At 70.2% G+C, this 13,568-nt stretch carries 14 protein-coding genes; 8 read left to right on the forward strand and 6 right to left on the reverse strand.

Features of this window, described 5'->3' with window-relative positions:
• Window positions 1-9: 9 nt before the first annotated feature.
• Window positions 10-657, forward strand: a complete 648-nt coding sequence (locus tag ACFRFH_RS02990; protein ID WP_382461522.1) for a GAF and ANTAR domain-containing protein — start codon at window positions 10-12, stop codon at window positions 655-657.
• Window positions 658-679: 22 nt separating this feature from the next.
• Window positions 680-1,396: a GAF and ANTAR domain-containing protein gene (locus ACFRFH_RS02995; RefSeq protein WP_382461523.1), complete on the forward strand. Its 717-nt coding sequence runs from the start codon at window positions 680-682 to the stop codon at window positions 1,394-1,396.
• Between the two features lie 22 nt (window positions 1,397-1,418).
• Here the strand turns inward: ACFRFH_RS02995 and ACFRFH_RS03000 are convergent, their stop codons facing one another.
• Together ACFRFH_RS03000 and ACFRFH_RS03005 are read right to left on the reverse strand one after the other, a co-directional pair.
• The gene (locus ACFRFH_RS03000) at window positions 1,419-1,649 is read right to left on the reverse strand and encodes a hypothetical protein (RefSeq protein WP_382461524.1); all 231 of its coding nucleotides are present in this window, start codon (window positions 1,647-1,649) and stop codon (window positions 1,419-1,421) included.
• A gap of 255 nt (window positions 1,650-1,904) precedes the next feature.
• Window positions 1,905-2,927 carry an SDR family oxidoreductase gene (locus ACFRFH_RS03005; protein WP_382461525.1) on the reverse strand — a complete coding sequence of 341 codons (1,023 nt, stop codon included), beginning with the start codon at window positions 2,925-2,927 and terminating at the stop codon, window positions 1,905-1,907.
• Window positions 2,928-3,052: 125 nt separating this feature from the next.
• Here ACFRFH_RS03005 and ACFRFH_RS03010 point away from each other — a divergent pair, with 125 nt between their 5' ends.
• The 6 genes from ACFRFH_RS03010 to ACFRFH_RS03035 are packed head-to-tail and all read left to right on the forward strand — an operon-like array spanning window position 3,053 to window position 9,156.
• On the forward strand, window positions 3,053-3,400 hold the full coding sequence (locus ACFRFH_RS03010; RefSeq protein WP_382461526.1) for a hypothetical protein: 348 nt from the start codon (window positions 3,053-3,055) through the stop codon (window positions 3,398-3,400).
• A 40-nt stretch (window positions 3,401-3,440) separates the two neighbouring features.
• Complete coding sequence (locus ACFRFH_RS03015; RefSeq protein ID WP_382461527.1) at window positions 3,441-3,905, forward strand: hypothetical protein; 465 nt, start codon at window positions 3,441-3,443, stop codon at window positions 3,903-3,905.
• Complete coding sequence (locus ACFRFH_RS03020) at window positions 3,902-4,540, forward strand: gluconate 2-dehydrogenase subunit 3 family protein (protein WP_382461528.1); 639 nt, start codon at window positions 3,902-3,904, stop codon at window positions 4,538-4,540. Before ACFRFH_RS03015 ends, ACFRFH_RS03020 begins: the two co-directional genes overlap by 4 nt.
• Window positions 4,537-6,168 carry a GMC family oxidoreductase gene (locus tag ACFRFH_RS03025; protein ID WP_382461529.1) on the forward strand — a complete coding sequence of 544 codons (1,632 nt, stop codon included), beginning with the start codon at window positions 4,537-4,539 and terminating at the stop codon, window positions 6,166-6,168. Before ACFRFH_RS03020 ends, ACFRFH_RS03025 begins: the two co-directional genes overlap by 4 nt.
• A gap of 14 nt (window positions 6,169-6,182) precedes the next feature.
• On the forward strand, window positions 6,183-8,027 hold the full coding sequence (locus ACFRFH_RS03030) for a thiamine pyrophosphate-requiring protein (RefSeq protein ID WP_382461530.1): 1,845 nt from the start codon (window positions 6,183-6,185) through the stop codon (window positions 8,025-8,027).
• Entirely contained in the window at window positions 8,017-9,156 is a 1,140-nt protein-coding gene (locus tag ACFRFH_RS03035) for an enolase C-terminal domain-like protein (protein ID WP_382461531.1), read from the forward strand. Before ACFRFH_RS03030 ends, ACFRFH_RS03035 begins: the two co-directional genes overlap by 11 nt.
• Before the next feature lie 12 nt (window positions 9,157-9,168).
• On the opposite strand, the gene ACFRFH_RS03040 is transcribed toward ACFRFH_RS03035, so the two are convergent.
• From ACFRFH_RS03040 to ACFRFH_RS03055, 4 genes are all read right to left on the reverse strand, one after another.
• Window positions 9,169-10,872 (reverse strand): SulP family inorganic anion transporter, encoded by a 1,704-nt coding sequence (locus ACFRFH_RS03040; RefSeq protein WP_382461532.1) that lies wholly within the window; start codon window positions 10,870-10,872, stop codon window positions 9,169-9,171.
• A 62-nt stretch (window positions 10,873-10,934) separates the two neighbouring features.
• Window positions 10,935-11,291: a hypothetical protein gene (locus ACFRFH_RS03045; protein ID WP_382461533.1), complete on the reverse strand. Its 357-nt coding sequence runs from the start codon at window positions 11,289-11,291 to the stop codon at window positions 10,935-10,937.
• Between the two features lie 163 nt (window positions 11,292-11,454).
• Window positions 11,455-12,348, reverse strand: coding sequence for a helix-turn-helix transcriptional regulator (locus tag ACFRFH_RS03050; protein ID WP_382461534.1), 894 nt, complete (start codon window positions 12,346-12,348; stop codon window positions 11,455-11,457).
• Between the two features lie 114 nt (window positions 12,349-12,462).
• On the reverse strand, window positions 12,463-13,407 hold the full coding sequence (locus tag ACFRFH_RS03055) for a helix-turn-helix domain-containing protein (protein ID WP_382461535.1): 945 nt from the start codon (window positions 13,405-13,407) through the stop codon (window positions 12,463-12,465).
• Window positions 13,408-13,568 lie beyond the last annotated feature (161 nt).

Raw genomic sequence — 13,568 nt, forward strand, 5'->3', positions numbered from 1 at the left:
TGGTGAGACATGGTTTACGACCATTCTGCTCCGCCGACGCTGTGTCAACCGTTCCTGGAGTCGCTGCCCATCGCGCGCGCCGCGATCTCCACGCTGCAAGACCCGTTCGACGTGGAGACCGTGTGCGCGACCGACGCTCTGGCCGCTCGCCTCGACGAGCTCCAGATCGATCTGGGCGAAGGCCCGTGCTGGCAGGCGCTGAGCACCCGCTCCCCCGTCCTCATCACCGCGGTTTCGCCGAACTCCGCGTGGCCGAGCCTGTCCAGCGCGATCGCCTCGTCCGGAATCCACTCCGTCTTCGCCTTCCCGCTCATCGTCGGCGCCCTCGGAATCGGCGCCGTCGACCTGTATCTGGACACCCCGGAACCCCTCACAGCTGCGGACATCGGCCACGCCGAGACGCTGGCCGGCATCGCCGCTATGCAGGTCCTCAGTCAGACAATCGAACGTCGGCCGGCCGAGGAAGGCGGCCCCTTCACGGAGAGCCCGTACTCGCGCCGCGAAGTCCACCAGGCGACCGGAATGGTGGTCGCGCAAGCCAGGGTCAGCCCCGCCGACGCCCTCCTGCTCATCCGCGCCCGCGCTTTCGCCGAGGGCCTCCCGGTGCGCGAGATCGCCACCCGGATCATCGATCGGAAGATCACCTTCCAGCTCTGACGCGCGGTTGTAAATTGGAAGAATGGCGAGCTCCTCAGGCAGAGAACAGCAGCTTCTCCAAACGTTCGTCGAGCTGGCGGACACCCTGGTGGTCGGGTACGACATCGTCGATCTCCTGCACACCCTGGTGGAACGCTGCGCTCTGATCCTCGATGCGACCGACGCGGGCATCCTCCTCCCCGATCCGACGGGGACGCTTCAGGTGGTCGCGTCCACGAGCGAGCGGAGCCAGCTCATCAGCCTGCTTCAACTCCAAGCCGACGAAGGCCCCTGTGTGGACGCGTATCAGACCGGCCGGCTGGTGACCGTCGACGACATCGCGGCCGCCTACGCGCGGTGGCCGCACTTCGCCGCGGAAGCGTCCGGCGTCGGCTATCGATCCATGCACGCCATACCGCTCCGGCTGCGCAACGACACCATCGGCTCGCTGAACCTGTTCCGCGACCAGGCCGGCCCGCTCTCCCCCGACGACGCCGCCGCCGCGCAGGCTCTGGCCGATGTGGCCACGATCGGCATCCTTCAGGAGCGGGCCCTGCGACACGCCGACATCGCCCGGGAGCAGCTGCAGCACGCGCTGGACAGCCGCGTCCTCATCGAGCAGGCCAAAGGCGTGCTCGCCCAGCTCGAAGGGATCGGCTTCGCGGAGGCATTCGAGCAGATGCGCTCGCGTGCCCGCAACTCGGGCACCCGGCTCTCGGTGGTCGCCGAGCAGGTCATCAGGGACGCGCAGAGACGCTGACGCGGCGCTGCCCCGGCGTCAGTCAGCTCTCGACCGGCACCAGCTCAGGCTGCTCCGACCGTATGTGCACCAGCTCGGGGGTCTCCTCACGGGGCTCCTCCGTCACATGCAGCCCGGACTGGCCGGCGGCGGCGCGCAGCATGTCCGCGATCCACGCCCTGTTGAGGTGCGGCGGACGACTTCCGAGGAACTGGAACCGCAACTCGCTCGTGGGAGTGATCCAGATCGTCTCCCGACCCGACCCGTCGCTCATCGGGTGAGCGAAGGTGAACGCGACGCTGTGCCCATCCCGAAGCAGCGTCAGAATCACGACTTTGACATGCGCCAACGTTCGATCTTCGATATTGATCGTAAAGTCGGACTGTCCGTAGTGAAGAAATCCCATGATCCCCGTCCTCACGTTCAACCGGATGATCCGCGCCAGGCTTCTGTGTCGAGCGCTCGGTGACCGGGTCCAGGGTCAAGACCGAGGATACTGCGTACACGCGACGTGCGCCATGGTCAAGGCCTAGCGTCGCGAGACGCGACCACCGGCGGTCACCGCAGCGGCTGTGACGAGCGCCGCGGCGAGGGCGCCGAGTGGGCGCCGATTCCGGGAGGCCCAGGCCTGCACGCTCGTCCGCTTCGCCCGGTCGTCGAATGGACCGTGCGTGCCGTGGTCGACCTGCCGGTCCGCCGGCTCCCACAGATTCGCGGGCTGGTCGGCGGGCCGCGGCTCGTCGGTCTGCTGGGAGGCGAACCCGGTCCTGCCGAGGTAGCGGTCGAGGAGGCCGGGGATCAGCCGGTTTCCGATGATGGTCTCCACCGTGGACACGCCCACCCAGTACGCCCGCCGCGGGCGCAGCGCGGCTCGGACGATCGAGCGCGCAGCCACCTCCGGCTGGTAGATGGGCGGCACCGGCTGCGCCTGCTTCGGGAGGCGGGACAGCAGCCAGCGGAACTGCGGGGTGTTCATCGCGGGCAGGTGCACCATCGTGATCGCGACGTCGCTGTGGTCGTGCATCAGCTCAGCGCGCACCGACTCGGTGAACCCGACGATCGCGTGCTTCGCGCCGCAGTACGCCGACTGCAGCGGGATGCCGCGGTAGGCGAGGGCGGAGCCGATCTGCACGATGGTCCCGCTTCCGGCCGGGCGCATCCGGCGCAGTGCCGCCATCGTGCCGTACACGAAGCCGAGGTAGCTCACCTCCGTGGTCCGGCGGAACTCGTCTGGCGTGATCCGGCCGACCTCGGCGAAGACGGACGAGAATGCGCAGTTCACCCACACGTCGATCCGGCCCCACTCGCTCACGACGCGCTCAGCGGCGGCCTCGACGGCGTCCGCGTCGGCGACGTCGACCGGGACGGTGAGTGCCCGGCCGCCGGCGTCGCGCACCTCGCCGGCCGCGGCCTCCAGCCCCGCCTCGCCGCGGGCCAGCAGCGCGACGTTTGCGCCGTGCCGCGCGAATTCGACGGCGGCGGCGCGGCCGACTCCTCCGCTGGCGCCCGTCACGACGACGACGGCGCCCTCCAGCGTCTCGATGCGGCTCATCTGTACTCCTTCCGGTCCAACGCCGATGCTCCGCGCTGCCTCCGAATCCGGTCAACCCCTTGCGTTCGCGCACAAGCGGGCATTCCATCCGAGGTGAGGCGTCGGGACGACAGAAAGGCACCACTATGACCGTCAAGCTCAACCGGAAGGCGCTCGACCACGCCCGCTCGCTCGTCGGGAAGGGCACGGTGGTCCGCGACGAGCGGGACGCGTGGAGCGAGGACGCACCGAGCACGGACGCGGAGAACGCGTTCATCGAGAAGCACGGCTGGGAGCAGTACGCGCTCTGGCACCTCGGTGAGGACGCCGAGAAGAGCGCGGAGACGAAGGGTCGCTACAGCTTCCCCTACGGCGACTTCGCCAAGGTCCACCGCTGCGGCGTCATCTCGCTGGAGAGCCGCGCGGCGCAGAACGATCACGACGACATCGCGCGCGCCTCCAAGAAGCTGCTCGAACAGATCGATGGCGAGTGAGGCCGGCGTGCGACGGATCGATAAGAGGATGAGACGAGCCGTGCCCCGAGCCGCACGACGGCGCGAGCACAGCGCCGCCGTCGGGATCGACCGCCTCCTCAGGAACGTGGAGACGGGCCGGTTCGAGCGCTCGCTCTCCGCCCTGACGGCAGCGGGCGCGCTGGTGACCGCCGCCGAGATCTACTTCGAGCACGACAAGGCGAGCTTCGGCAACCGGTGGATGTGGGCTCCCGTGATCCTGGGTCCGGTCGGCGCGGTCGCCGGGGTGGCGGGATTCTTCAACAAGACGGCGGCGAAGACGGCACTCCCGGTCGCCGCGGCCACGATCGTGGCGAACGGCCTGCAGGGCGTCTACCTGCATGCCCGCGGCATCGGTCAGAAGCCCGGCGGCTGGCGGAACCTCCGCTACAACCTGGAGATGGGGCCGCCGCTGCTCGCTCCGCTGCTGGTCACCATGGTCGGCGGGATGGGTCTGCTGGCCGCCGTCCTGAGGCGGGAGAAGTGACCGCCCGCAACCTGAGCGACGACGTCCCCGAGCGCTTCCCCGGTCTCCATGCGCTCGACCAGGCGAAGCACTGGGACGAGGAGACGCGCTCGGTCGTGCTCTCCCGCGTCGGCCGGCCACCGGACATCCGCTTCTTCGACGCGGCGGAGGAGGCGGCCGCGACCGCCCTGTTCGATCGCCTGCTCGACCAGCATCCCGAGGACCGTCGTGTTCCGGTGACCGCGATGGTGGACGCCCGGCTGGCCGGGAAGGAGACCGACGGCTGGCACTACGACTCGATGGCCGACGACTGGGAGGTGTGGCGGACGAGCCTCGCCGCCCTCGACGACGAGGCCCACGCCGTACACGGCCGTGCCTTCGCGCAGTGCGGGGAGGAGCAGCAGCTCGACCTCCTCTCCGGCATCGAAGACGGGGAGGGCGAGTGGCGCGGCTTCCACCGTGCACGAATCTGGAGCCTCTGGACGCGCTACGCCTGCACCGCCTTCTACAGTCATCCAGCCGCCTGGGACGAGATCGGCTTCGCCGGGCCGGCGTTCCCGCGCGGCTACAAGAACCTCGGCGTCGACCGCCGCGAGCCGTTCGAGGTCGCCGACGCGCATCCGGACGACATGCCGCAAGGCGGGGCCGCTCGATGAGCACGGTCCGTGAGCGCAACGACTCGGCCTGGCTGCTGACACCCGACGGCGCGAAGGTCGAGCCGCGGCTCGCCGAGCAGATGCGCCGCTTCGCCGCCACCGACGAGGTCGACATCGCGATCGTCGGCTGCGGCGCCGGAGGCTCCGTGCTGCTGCAGCGCCTGGCGCGCGCCGGCTGGGACGCCGTCGCGTTCGACGCCGGCCCGTTCTGGGACCCCGCGCGCGACTGGGTGAGCGACGAGGCCGGCTCCCACCACCTCTACTGGACGGAGCCGCGACAGATCGGCGGCGACGACCCGGTGCCGCTCGGCTCGAACAACTCCGGCCGCGGCGTCGGCGGGTCGATGGTGCACTACGCCGGGTACGTGCCGCGCTTCCACCCGAGCGACTTCCACACCTTCAGCGGCGACGGCGTCGGGGCGGACTGGCCGCTGGAGTACCCCGACCTCGCGCCGTTCTACGACGACATCGAGAACGAGCTCCCCGTCGCGGGCGAGGACTGGCCGTGGGGCGACCCGCACCGCTACCCGCACCGGCCGCATCCGGTGTCGGGCAACGGGGAGACCTTCTTGCGCGGCGCGCTCGCGGCGGGCATCGAGGCGAAGGTCGGGCCGGTGGCCATCCCGAACGGGCGCTTCGGGCACCGGCCGCACTGCATCTACCGCGGGTTCTGCCTGCAGGGCTGCAAGGTGAACGCCAAGGCCTCGCCACTCATCACCCACATCCCGGACGCGCTCGCGCACGGCGCCGAGGTCCGCGCCGACAGCATGGTGACCTCCATCGAGGTCGACCAGTTCACCGGACGCGCGACCGGGGTGCACTACGTGAAGGACGGCGTCCCGCGGTTCCAGAAGGCCAGGATGGTCGCGATCGCCGGGTACTCCATCGAGACGCCGCGGCTGCTGCTCAACTCGGCGTCGGCGCGCTTCCCGGACGGGCTGGGCAACGACTTCGACCTGGTCGGCCGCTACCTGATGGTGCAGGGTGCGCCGCAGACCGCGGGCCGGTTCGAGCAGGAGATCCGGATGTGGAAGGCGCCGCCTCCCGAGGTGAGCACGGAGAAGTTCTACGAGACCGACCCGGCCAAGCCGTACAAGCGCGGGTACTCCATCCAGACCGTCTCGCCGCTGCCGATCACCTGGGCGGAGCACGTCATGGCGCAGGGCCACTGGGGCGCGGACCTGCGCCGCTACATGACCGACTACGTGCACTGGGCGTGCCTCGGCGCGCTCTGCGAGTTCCTGCCGCGGGCCGAGAACCGCGTCACGCTGGCGGATGAGAAGGACCGCTACGGCCTCCCGATCGCCCACTTCGCCTACTCGCAGTGCGACAACGACCGCGCGCTGGCGAAGGCGGCGCAGGCGACCATGGAGCGCATCCTGGAGGCCGCGGGCGCTCAGGAGACCATGACCGTGCAGCGCTACGCCCACCTGGTCGGCGGCGCGCGCATGGGCGCAGACGAGACACTCGGCGTCGTGGACGCGGACTGCCGGTCGTTCGCCGTGCCCAACCTGCTCATCACCGACGGGAGCGTGCTGCCGACCCAGGGCAGCGCCAACCCGGCGCTCACCATCATGGCGGTCGCCGCACGCGCGGCGGACCGTCTCATCCGGCATCCGGAGAAGTGAAAGAGGGACAAAGAATGGCGACGACAGTCAGCGAGTTCGTGATCGGACGACTTCGGGAGTGGGGTGTGCGGCGGGTGTTCGCCTTCCCCGGTGACGGCATCGGCGAGTTCGACGGGATGCTCGGCAAGGCCGAGCGCGCCGGGGAGGGGTTGGAGTACATCCGTCCCACCCACGAGGAGATCTGCGCTCTGATGGCGACGGCGCACGCCAAGTTCACCGGGGAGGTCGGCGTCTGCATGGCGACCTCCAGCCCGGGCGGCTTCCACCTGATGAACGGCCTCTACGACGCCAAGATGGACAACCAGCCGGTCGTCGCGATCGTCGGCCAGCAGGGGCTGAACTCCTTCGGCACCTTCAACCAGCAGGAGAGCAAGCTGGAGCAGACCTTCTCCGACGTCGCGGAGTACGTGCAGACGATCGTCTCGCCGGAGCAGGCGCAGGCCGTGATCGACACCGCCTTCCGCACGGCGATCACCCGCAAGCAGCCGTGCGTGGTCATCCTGCCGCACGACGTGCAGGGGATGGAGATGGCGGCCCCCGGCGCGGAGATGTGGGTGTCCCGGTCGAGCGCGGTGCCGCCGTCGACCGCCATCGCGCCGCCCGCGGAGCAGCTCCGGGCGGCCGCCGACATCATCAACGCGGGCGAGCGCGTGACGTTCCTGGTCGGGCACGGCGCGGTCGGCGCGACGGACGAGGTCCTCGCGGCCGCGCGCCTGACCGGTGCCGGCGTCATGACGACGTTGCGCGGCAAGCAGGTCGTGCCGGGCGACGTGCCGTTCCACACCCAGCAGCTCGGCCTGCTCGGCTCGCGGCCGAGCTACGACCAGATGCAGGACTGCGACACGCTCGTGCTGCTCGGCACCAACTACCCGTACGGGCAGTTCCTGCCGAAGACCGGGCAGGCCAGGGCGGTGCAGATCGACCTCCGGCCCGAACAGCTCGGGCTGCGCTACCCGACCGACGTGAGCATCTGGGGCGACGTGAAGACCACCCTGGCGGCGCTCCTGCCGCTGCTGCGGCAGACGGACGATCTGTCCTGGCAGGAGAAGGCGGCTTCCGGCATGCGGGAGTGGGACGACGAGCTCGCCGCCCAGGCCGAGCAGCACTACGACGACGGCGTGAACCCGCGCCGGGTCTACCACGAGCTGAACAAGCGCCTCCCGGCCGGCGCGATCGTGACCGCCGACGCCGGGACCACCGCCGACTGGTATGGCCAATATATCCGGCTGCGCGACGGGATGCTCGGCGACCTCTCCGGCCGGCTGGCCACGATGCTCGCCGCGATGCCGTACGCGGAGGCCGCGAAGTTCGCGTACCCTGACCGCACGGTCGTCTGCACGATCGGCGACGGCGCGTTCCAGATGCTCGGGATGAACGAGCTCATCACGATCAAGAAGTACCTCTCGCGCTGGTCCAACCCCACCTTCGTCGTGCTGGTGCTGCACAACGACGACCTCACGCAGGTCTCCTGGGAGATGCGGACGGAGGACGCCAACCCGGTCTGGTCGACCTCCCAGGACGTCGAGTCGGTCGACTACGCGGGCTGGGCGCAGCTGCTCGGCTTCCAGGGCATCACGGTCACTTCGGACGACCAGATCGAGGCGGCCTGGGATGCCGCTCTCGCGCATCCCGGCGTGACGCTCATCGACGCGCACACCAGCAAGAACGTGCCGCCGCTGCCGCCGCACATCACGCTCGAGTTCGCGAAGAACACCGGACTCGCGCTGCTGAAGGGCGACCCAGACGGCCTCGGCGCGATCAAGGACTCGGCCACCTCGCTCATCACCGAGGGCGTCGAGCGGGTGAAGGGGGCGCTGCACCGCGACAAGCGCGGCGACGGAGACGGCGATGCGCGCTAGCCAGCCGGAACGGGTCAGGGCGATCCGGGCCGACGCCTTCGTCGTGCCGACCGCGACCGAGGACCGGAAGCGGCCGGAGAGCGACGGGACCATCCGCTGGGAGAACAGCAGCATCCTCGTGGTCACGCTGGAGACAGACGGAGCCACTGGGCTCGGCTACGCGTACACGGCTCCCGCGAGCCTCCGGATCGTCCAGGACATGCTCTGGGCCGTCGTCGAGAACGCGGACCCGTTCGACACCGAGCGCCTGTACTGGGAGATGGCCCAGGCCGTCCGCAACGTCGGCTGGGCAGGCGTGAGCGCCGGCGCGATCGCCGCCGTCGACATCGCGCTCCACGACCTGAAGGCCCGCCTGTGCGGGATGTCGTTGACCCAGCTTTTGGGCGGCGCCCACGAGAGCGTCGCGGCGTATGGGAGCGGAGGTTTCACGGACTACACCGACGACGAGCTGACCGACCAGCTCGGGTCGTGGGCCGCCCAGGGCTTCCGCTCGGTGAAGATGAAGGTCGGCTCCGACCCGGCCGACGATCCGCGTCGCGTGGCGCTGGCCCGCGAGGTCATCGGTCCGGCCGTCGAGCTCTTCGTCGACGCCAACGGGGCATACGAACGCAAACAGGCCCTCCGGCTGGCGGAGCTGTTCACGGATGCGGGCGTCACCTGGTTCGAGGAGCCGGTGTCCAGCCAGGACCGGAATGGACTCCGGCTCCTGCGCGACCGGATGCCGGCGCCGATCCGCGTCGCGGCCGGCGAGTACGCCTACACTCCGGCCGACTTCCGCGACCTCCTCGTCGACGGGTGCGTCGACGTCCTCCAGGCCGACGCCACGCGCTGCGGGATCACGGGATTCGGGATCGCCGCCTCCCTCGCGTCGGCCTTCGGAGTGCCGCTCTCCGCTCACACCTCCCCGGCGCTGCACGCCTCGGTCGCTGCAGCACATCGACCGGCCATCAATGTCGAGTACTTCCACGACCACGCCCGCCTCGAGGCGCAGTTCTTCGACGGACTGCCCGCGGTCCGTGACGGCCGACTGCTCCCGGATCGCTCTGCGCCTGGCCACGGACTGACCTTGCGCGATCCGGACATCGAGGCCCACCGCGTTCAGAGCTTCGCGGCGCAGTCGGATCACTGACCGCGACTCGGATCACGGGCCTCCGGCGTCGTTCCGCTCCGCCTCGACGGCGCGGTGGATGTTGCCGTGGATGTGGTCGGCCCCGATGAGCCCGATCACTCCTTCGCGCTCGAGCACGGCCCGCGGACCCGGCTTCACCCGGGTGAGGCGGAGGCGGACTCCGGCGTCCCGGGTCAGGGTCACGACGTCCGCCAGCGTGGCGGCGCCCTGGGCGTCGATGAAGTTGATGCCGCCGCAGTCGAGGACGATCCCGGTCAATTCCGGGTCGGCCTGGATGACGCTGCGCAGATGGTCCTCGAGAGCGTCCGCAGTGGCGAAGAACAGGCCGCCGTCGAACCGCAGGACCGCCACGCCGGGCACGCGCTCGTCGCCCGGGTTCGTGTCGAGCTCGCGGAAGACCTGGGTGCCACGTTCGCGACCGAGGGCCGGCATCTCCGGGTGGGTGGCCACGGCGACCAGCCACAGCAAGGAGAGCCCGATGCCGATGATCACGCCGGCGAGCACGCCGAAGACCAGGGTCGCGACGATCGCGACGACGGCGATCCAGAAGTCGACCTTCTTCACCCGGAACAGCCGCCGCATCTCCGGGACGTCCATCATCCCGCTGACGACGGCTTCGATGATCAGCGCGCCGAGGACGGCCTTGGGGAGGATGGAGAACAGCGGCGCGAGGACCAGCAGCGTCAGCAGCACCGTGACGCCCGAGGTGAGCGAGGCGAGCCCGGTCCTGGCCCCCGAGCGGTCGTTCAGCGAGCTCGCCGACAGGCTGGTGGACACGGGCATCCCCTGGAACAGGCCGGCGCCGATGTTCGCCGCGGACTGGGCGACCGACTCCTGGTTGATGTCGATCTGATAGCGATGCCTGGCCGCGAACGTGCGCGCGTCGCCGGCGGTCTGGGAGAAGCCGATCATCACCAGTGCCACAGCGGCCAGGGCGACGGTGCCGGCGTGATCCCACAACTGCGGACCGTTCGGGAGCTGCGGCACGGGCAACCCGCGCGGCACATCCCCCACCAACGCCACACCCTTCGCTCCGAGGCCGAACAGCGCCGAGGCCAGCAGCCCGCCGACCACGAGCACCAGCGCGCCGGGAACACGCGGTGCGACGACGCGGAGTCCGAAGACGACGACGAGGGAGATGACCCCGACGAGCGCCGTCGTCCCGTGCACGTCGTTCAGCGTCCCGAACCACGACCACAGCTCCTGGAGCGGGTTGGCTCCGCTGGTCTCGGTTCCGGTGAGCTTCGGGAGCTCTCCGATCACGACGTCGATCGCGGCGCCGAAGAGGAAGCCGGTGACGACTGCCCGTGAGAGGAACTGGGCGATCCAGCCCATCCGGAAAACGGCGAGCAGGAGGAACAGGACACCGGAGGCAAGCGTGATGCCGGCGACGAACGAGGCGACGTCCTGCTCGCCGGTGATGCCCGCCGCGAGCACGGCGCTGGCCGCCACCGCCGCCAGCCCGGAGCTGGGCCCCATCGAGATCTGCCGGCTCGTCCCGAATATCGCATAGAGGATCGCGCCGGCGGCGGCCGCGTAGAGGCCGTTCTGCAGGGGGATGCCGGCGATGCCGGCGTACCCCAGGTTCTTCGGGACGATGAGGGCGGCGACGGTGACCCCGGCGATCACGTCGCCGCGCAGCCACGCGCGACGATAAGAGCGGAGCTGGCCGACGATCGGGACCAGATCCCGACGGTTTCCGCGCGTGCTGGGCATGCGGACGTCTTACCGCGGAGTCGGTCTGTGCGACAAGACGGCTCGCGATTCGCCGCCCCGCCTCAGGCGCGGGTCCGGGTCGCGCCGGCTGCCTCGGCTCCCCTCAGGAGGGGTCGAGGAGACTGCGCTTCCTCCTCGTCGTCCTCGTCGTCGTCGTCCTGATCGTCGGCCACGATCGGTGGCGCGTCGGTGATGAGCAGGTGCTCGACCGCCGTCTCGAGCGTCTGCACGATGACCATGGGCCCCGGCTTGGCCCACGCCGACACGATGAACCCGAGCCCCGACCTGATGATCGAGCCGACGCACACGGCGCTGCCCGAGTGCTCCCGGAACAGCAGCCATCGTTCGCCTTCGTAGAGGCTGTACCGTCTGCCGTCCACATCGAACCGCTCCACCAACGCCAGCACCATGGCGATCACCCCATCCCCACACGGCCGAAGGCGAGGCGAGCAGACGCAGGGTCGGGTCCCGGCGCTCTCGGGCGTGAATACAACAGCAATATGGTAAACAGACCTCGACCGTGAGGGAAACGCTCGGTTGCGAAATCCGCGCCGAGCGGATCACCTCCGCGTGATCCGGCTGTCAGCCGCGGAGCGTCTCCCCGGGGTTCTCGCCGAAAGCCTCCCGGTACGCGGCCGCGAAGCGCGGTACGTGGGCGAAGCCCCACCGGTGCGCGATGGACGCGACGGAGTCGCCGGGCCTCGCCGCCCGGAGGTCGGTGCGGGCCGCCTCCAGGCGGAGGCTGCGCAGATAGCGGGTCGGGCTGGTTGCGAGGATGCGGACGAAGGCGTCCTGCAGACCCCGCGGAGACAGCCGGGCGGCCCGGGCGATGTCCTCCAGCCGGAGCGGTTCGCTGAGGTGCTCCTCCATGAAGGCGATCGCGCGGCGGACGGCTGCGGGAGTCGCCCGCGCCCCATCCCGGCCGAGCGGAAGGTCGAGCGTGTTGTTGGGGAAGGTGATGAGCAGGCAGGAGATCAGGACCTCGAAAGCCCGGTCGCGGATCAGACGGTTGCCGAGCAGTTCGTCCTCCGCGACGACGCTGTTGCGCACGAACGCGGTGGTCGCCTCCCACGATCGCTGGAGCTGCAGCGAAACAGGGGCGCTGCCGTCGAACCTGACGCGGAGGCCGGGGGTGGCGAAGTGCTCGGCGGCGAAGTCGTCGATCTGACGGGCGTCGAGTTGTGTGCCATTGACGGTGAAGGAGTCCTGCCACGAGGCCACGGCCGGAACCGGCGGGAACAGGCTCGGCCGGGTGGTGTCGACCTGGCTGCGCCCGACGCTGCAATCCCACGCCCCCTCCGTCACCTCAACCACGATGACGATCGGCTGCGGCTCCATCTGGAAGCGGCCGCTCGACGTCCATTCCTCGTGGAGGATGGCGAAGCGTTCGTCGCCGACGGCGGAGAGATCGAGGGCGAACCGCTCCGGGTGCGGGTCCATCTCCACGCCGGAGTACATGTCATTGAGGACGGCCATCGCGTAATCGGAGTCCGTGGTCGAGAGAGCTGTCCGGAACGTGCCCATTGGAGCCTCCTCACGATGAGGGCGAGTGCCTCCCAGTGTCCGCCCTCGTCGTCCTCGCGGCCAGCGTCAGTCCTCGCGGTCGAGTATCCGTTCCGGGTTCACCCCGTACCTGTCGAGGAAGAGCGACGCGAACTGCCGCGCCGACGGGAACCCCCACCGCTGAGCGACCTGCGCGACGGTCACCCCGGTCGTGGGAGCAGCGGCCCGGAGGTCTGCGAACGCTGCGCCGAGTCGCACACTCCGCAGATAGAGGGTGGGAGAGCACTGCTCGGGGTGCAGCGCGTGGAAGGCCTCCACCAGCTCGGAGACGGACGCGCCGATGGCTTCGGCGGCGTCCTCGATCGTGATCGGCAGCGAGGCGTACTCGCGGAAGAACTCGACCGCGGAACGGTAGATCCGCTGCCGGCGTTCCGCCGAGGCGCGCAGGGCCGCACGGTCCCCGTCGAGGCGGAAGACCTCCAGAGCCGAGACCGAAAGCAGCCGGAACGCGCTCGACCGGATCAGCTCGTTGCCCAGCACCCCGGTGTCCCGATACGCCAGCACGAGACCGAGGACCCGCAACCAGGAGGCGCCCGCCTGCGGCGTCACGGGATGCGGGCCGTCGAAGACGACCATCAGGTCGTCGCGCCCGTACAGCAGGCGGGCCGTGCGCTGAAGGGCGGCGGCCTCGAGGTTCACCGATCGCCGTTCGGTGTTCACCGTGAAGGACGTGAACGGCGTGCCGGGGCGGAACAGCACGGGCTGATCGCCCATGTCCCCGCTGTCGCGGGCCTCCTCCCAGCCGCTGCGCGAGGTGGCACTCGCCACGACGAACGCATCCGTCTCCGCGGCGGCCGTGTGCTCCCCGTCGAAGCGCACCGACGCGAGCTGGAACCGCTCGTCGCCGGCGAGACGCATGCCGATGCGGTCGAGCCTGCCGGTCAGCGCGACCCTGCCGTAGCGGTCCGAGAGGAACTGCTCGGTCTCCCCCGCGTCGGCGGAGGAGAACTCGAACTCGTAGAACGACGCCATCGCACGCCTCCCTGCACAAGCATCCGCGCAGACCCGGCCGCCGTCAACGGCGTCTCAGCCCGCACATTCGTGGCGGAGGTCGGCACGGGGCGCGCCCCCCGCGCCCAGTGGGACGAATCGCGGCGGGCCGGTCCCCCACGAGGCGGGGGGCGGGGCCCCCC

The sequence above is a fragment of the Leifsonia sp. NPDC056824 genome, from assembly GCF_042789575.1.
Lineage (GTDB): Bacteria > Actinomycetota > Actinomycetes > Actinomycetales > Microbacteriaceae > Leifsonia.

Excerpts from the sequence above, each read along its gene's own strand:
- ACFRFH_RS03010 (WP_382461526.1), top strand. The coding sequence starts at position 3,053 with ATGACCGTCAAGCTCAACCGGAAGGCGCTCGACCACGCCCGCTCGCTC.
- ACFRFH_RS02995 (WP_382461523.1), top strand. The coding sequence starts at position 680 with ATGGCGAGCTCCTCAGGCAGAGAACAGCAGCTTCTCCAAACGTTCGTC.
- ACFRFH_RS02990 (WP_382461522.1), top strand. The coding sequence starts at position 10 with ATGGTTTACGACCATTCTGCTCCGCCGACGCTGTGTCAACCGTTCCTG.
- ACFRFH_RS03040 (WP_382461532.1), bottom strand. The coding sequence starts at position 10,872 with ATGCCCAGCACGCGCGGAAACCGTCGGGATCTGGTCCCGATCGTCGGC.
- ACFRFH_RS03005 (WP_382461525.1), bottom strand. The coding sequence starts at position 2,927 with ATGAGCCGCATCGAGACGCTGGAGGGCGCCGTCGTCGTCGTGACGGGC.
- ACFRFH_RS03030 (WP_382461530.1), top strand. The coding sequence starts at position 6,183 with ATGGCGACGACAGTCAGCGAGTTCGTGATCGGACGACTTCGGGAGTGG.
- ACFRFH_RS03035 (WP_382461531.1), top strand. The coding sequence starts at position 8,017 with ATGCGCGCTAGCCAGCCGGAACGGGTCAGGGCGATCCGGGCCGACGCC.
- ACFRFH_RS03055 (WP_382461535.1), bottom strand. The coding sequence starts at position 13,407 with ATGGCGTCGTTCTACGAGTTCGAGTTCTCCTCCGCCGACGCGGGGGAG.
- ACFRFH_RS03050 (WP_382461534.1), bottom strand. The coding sequence starts at position 12,348 with ATGGCCGTCCTCAATGACATGTACTCCGGCGTGGAGATGGACCCGCAC.
- ACFRFH_RS03000 (WP_382461524.1), bottom strand. The coding sequence starts at position 1,649 with ATGAGCGACGGGTCGGGTCGGGAGACGATCTGGATCACTCCCACGAGC.
- ACFRFH_RS03025 (WP_382461529.1), top strand. The coding sequence starts at position 4,537 with ATGAGCACGGTCCGTGAGCGCAACGACTCGGCCTGGCTGCTGACACCC.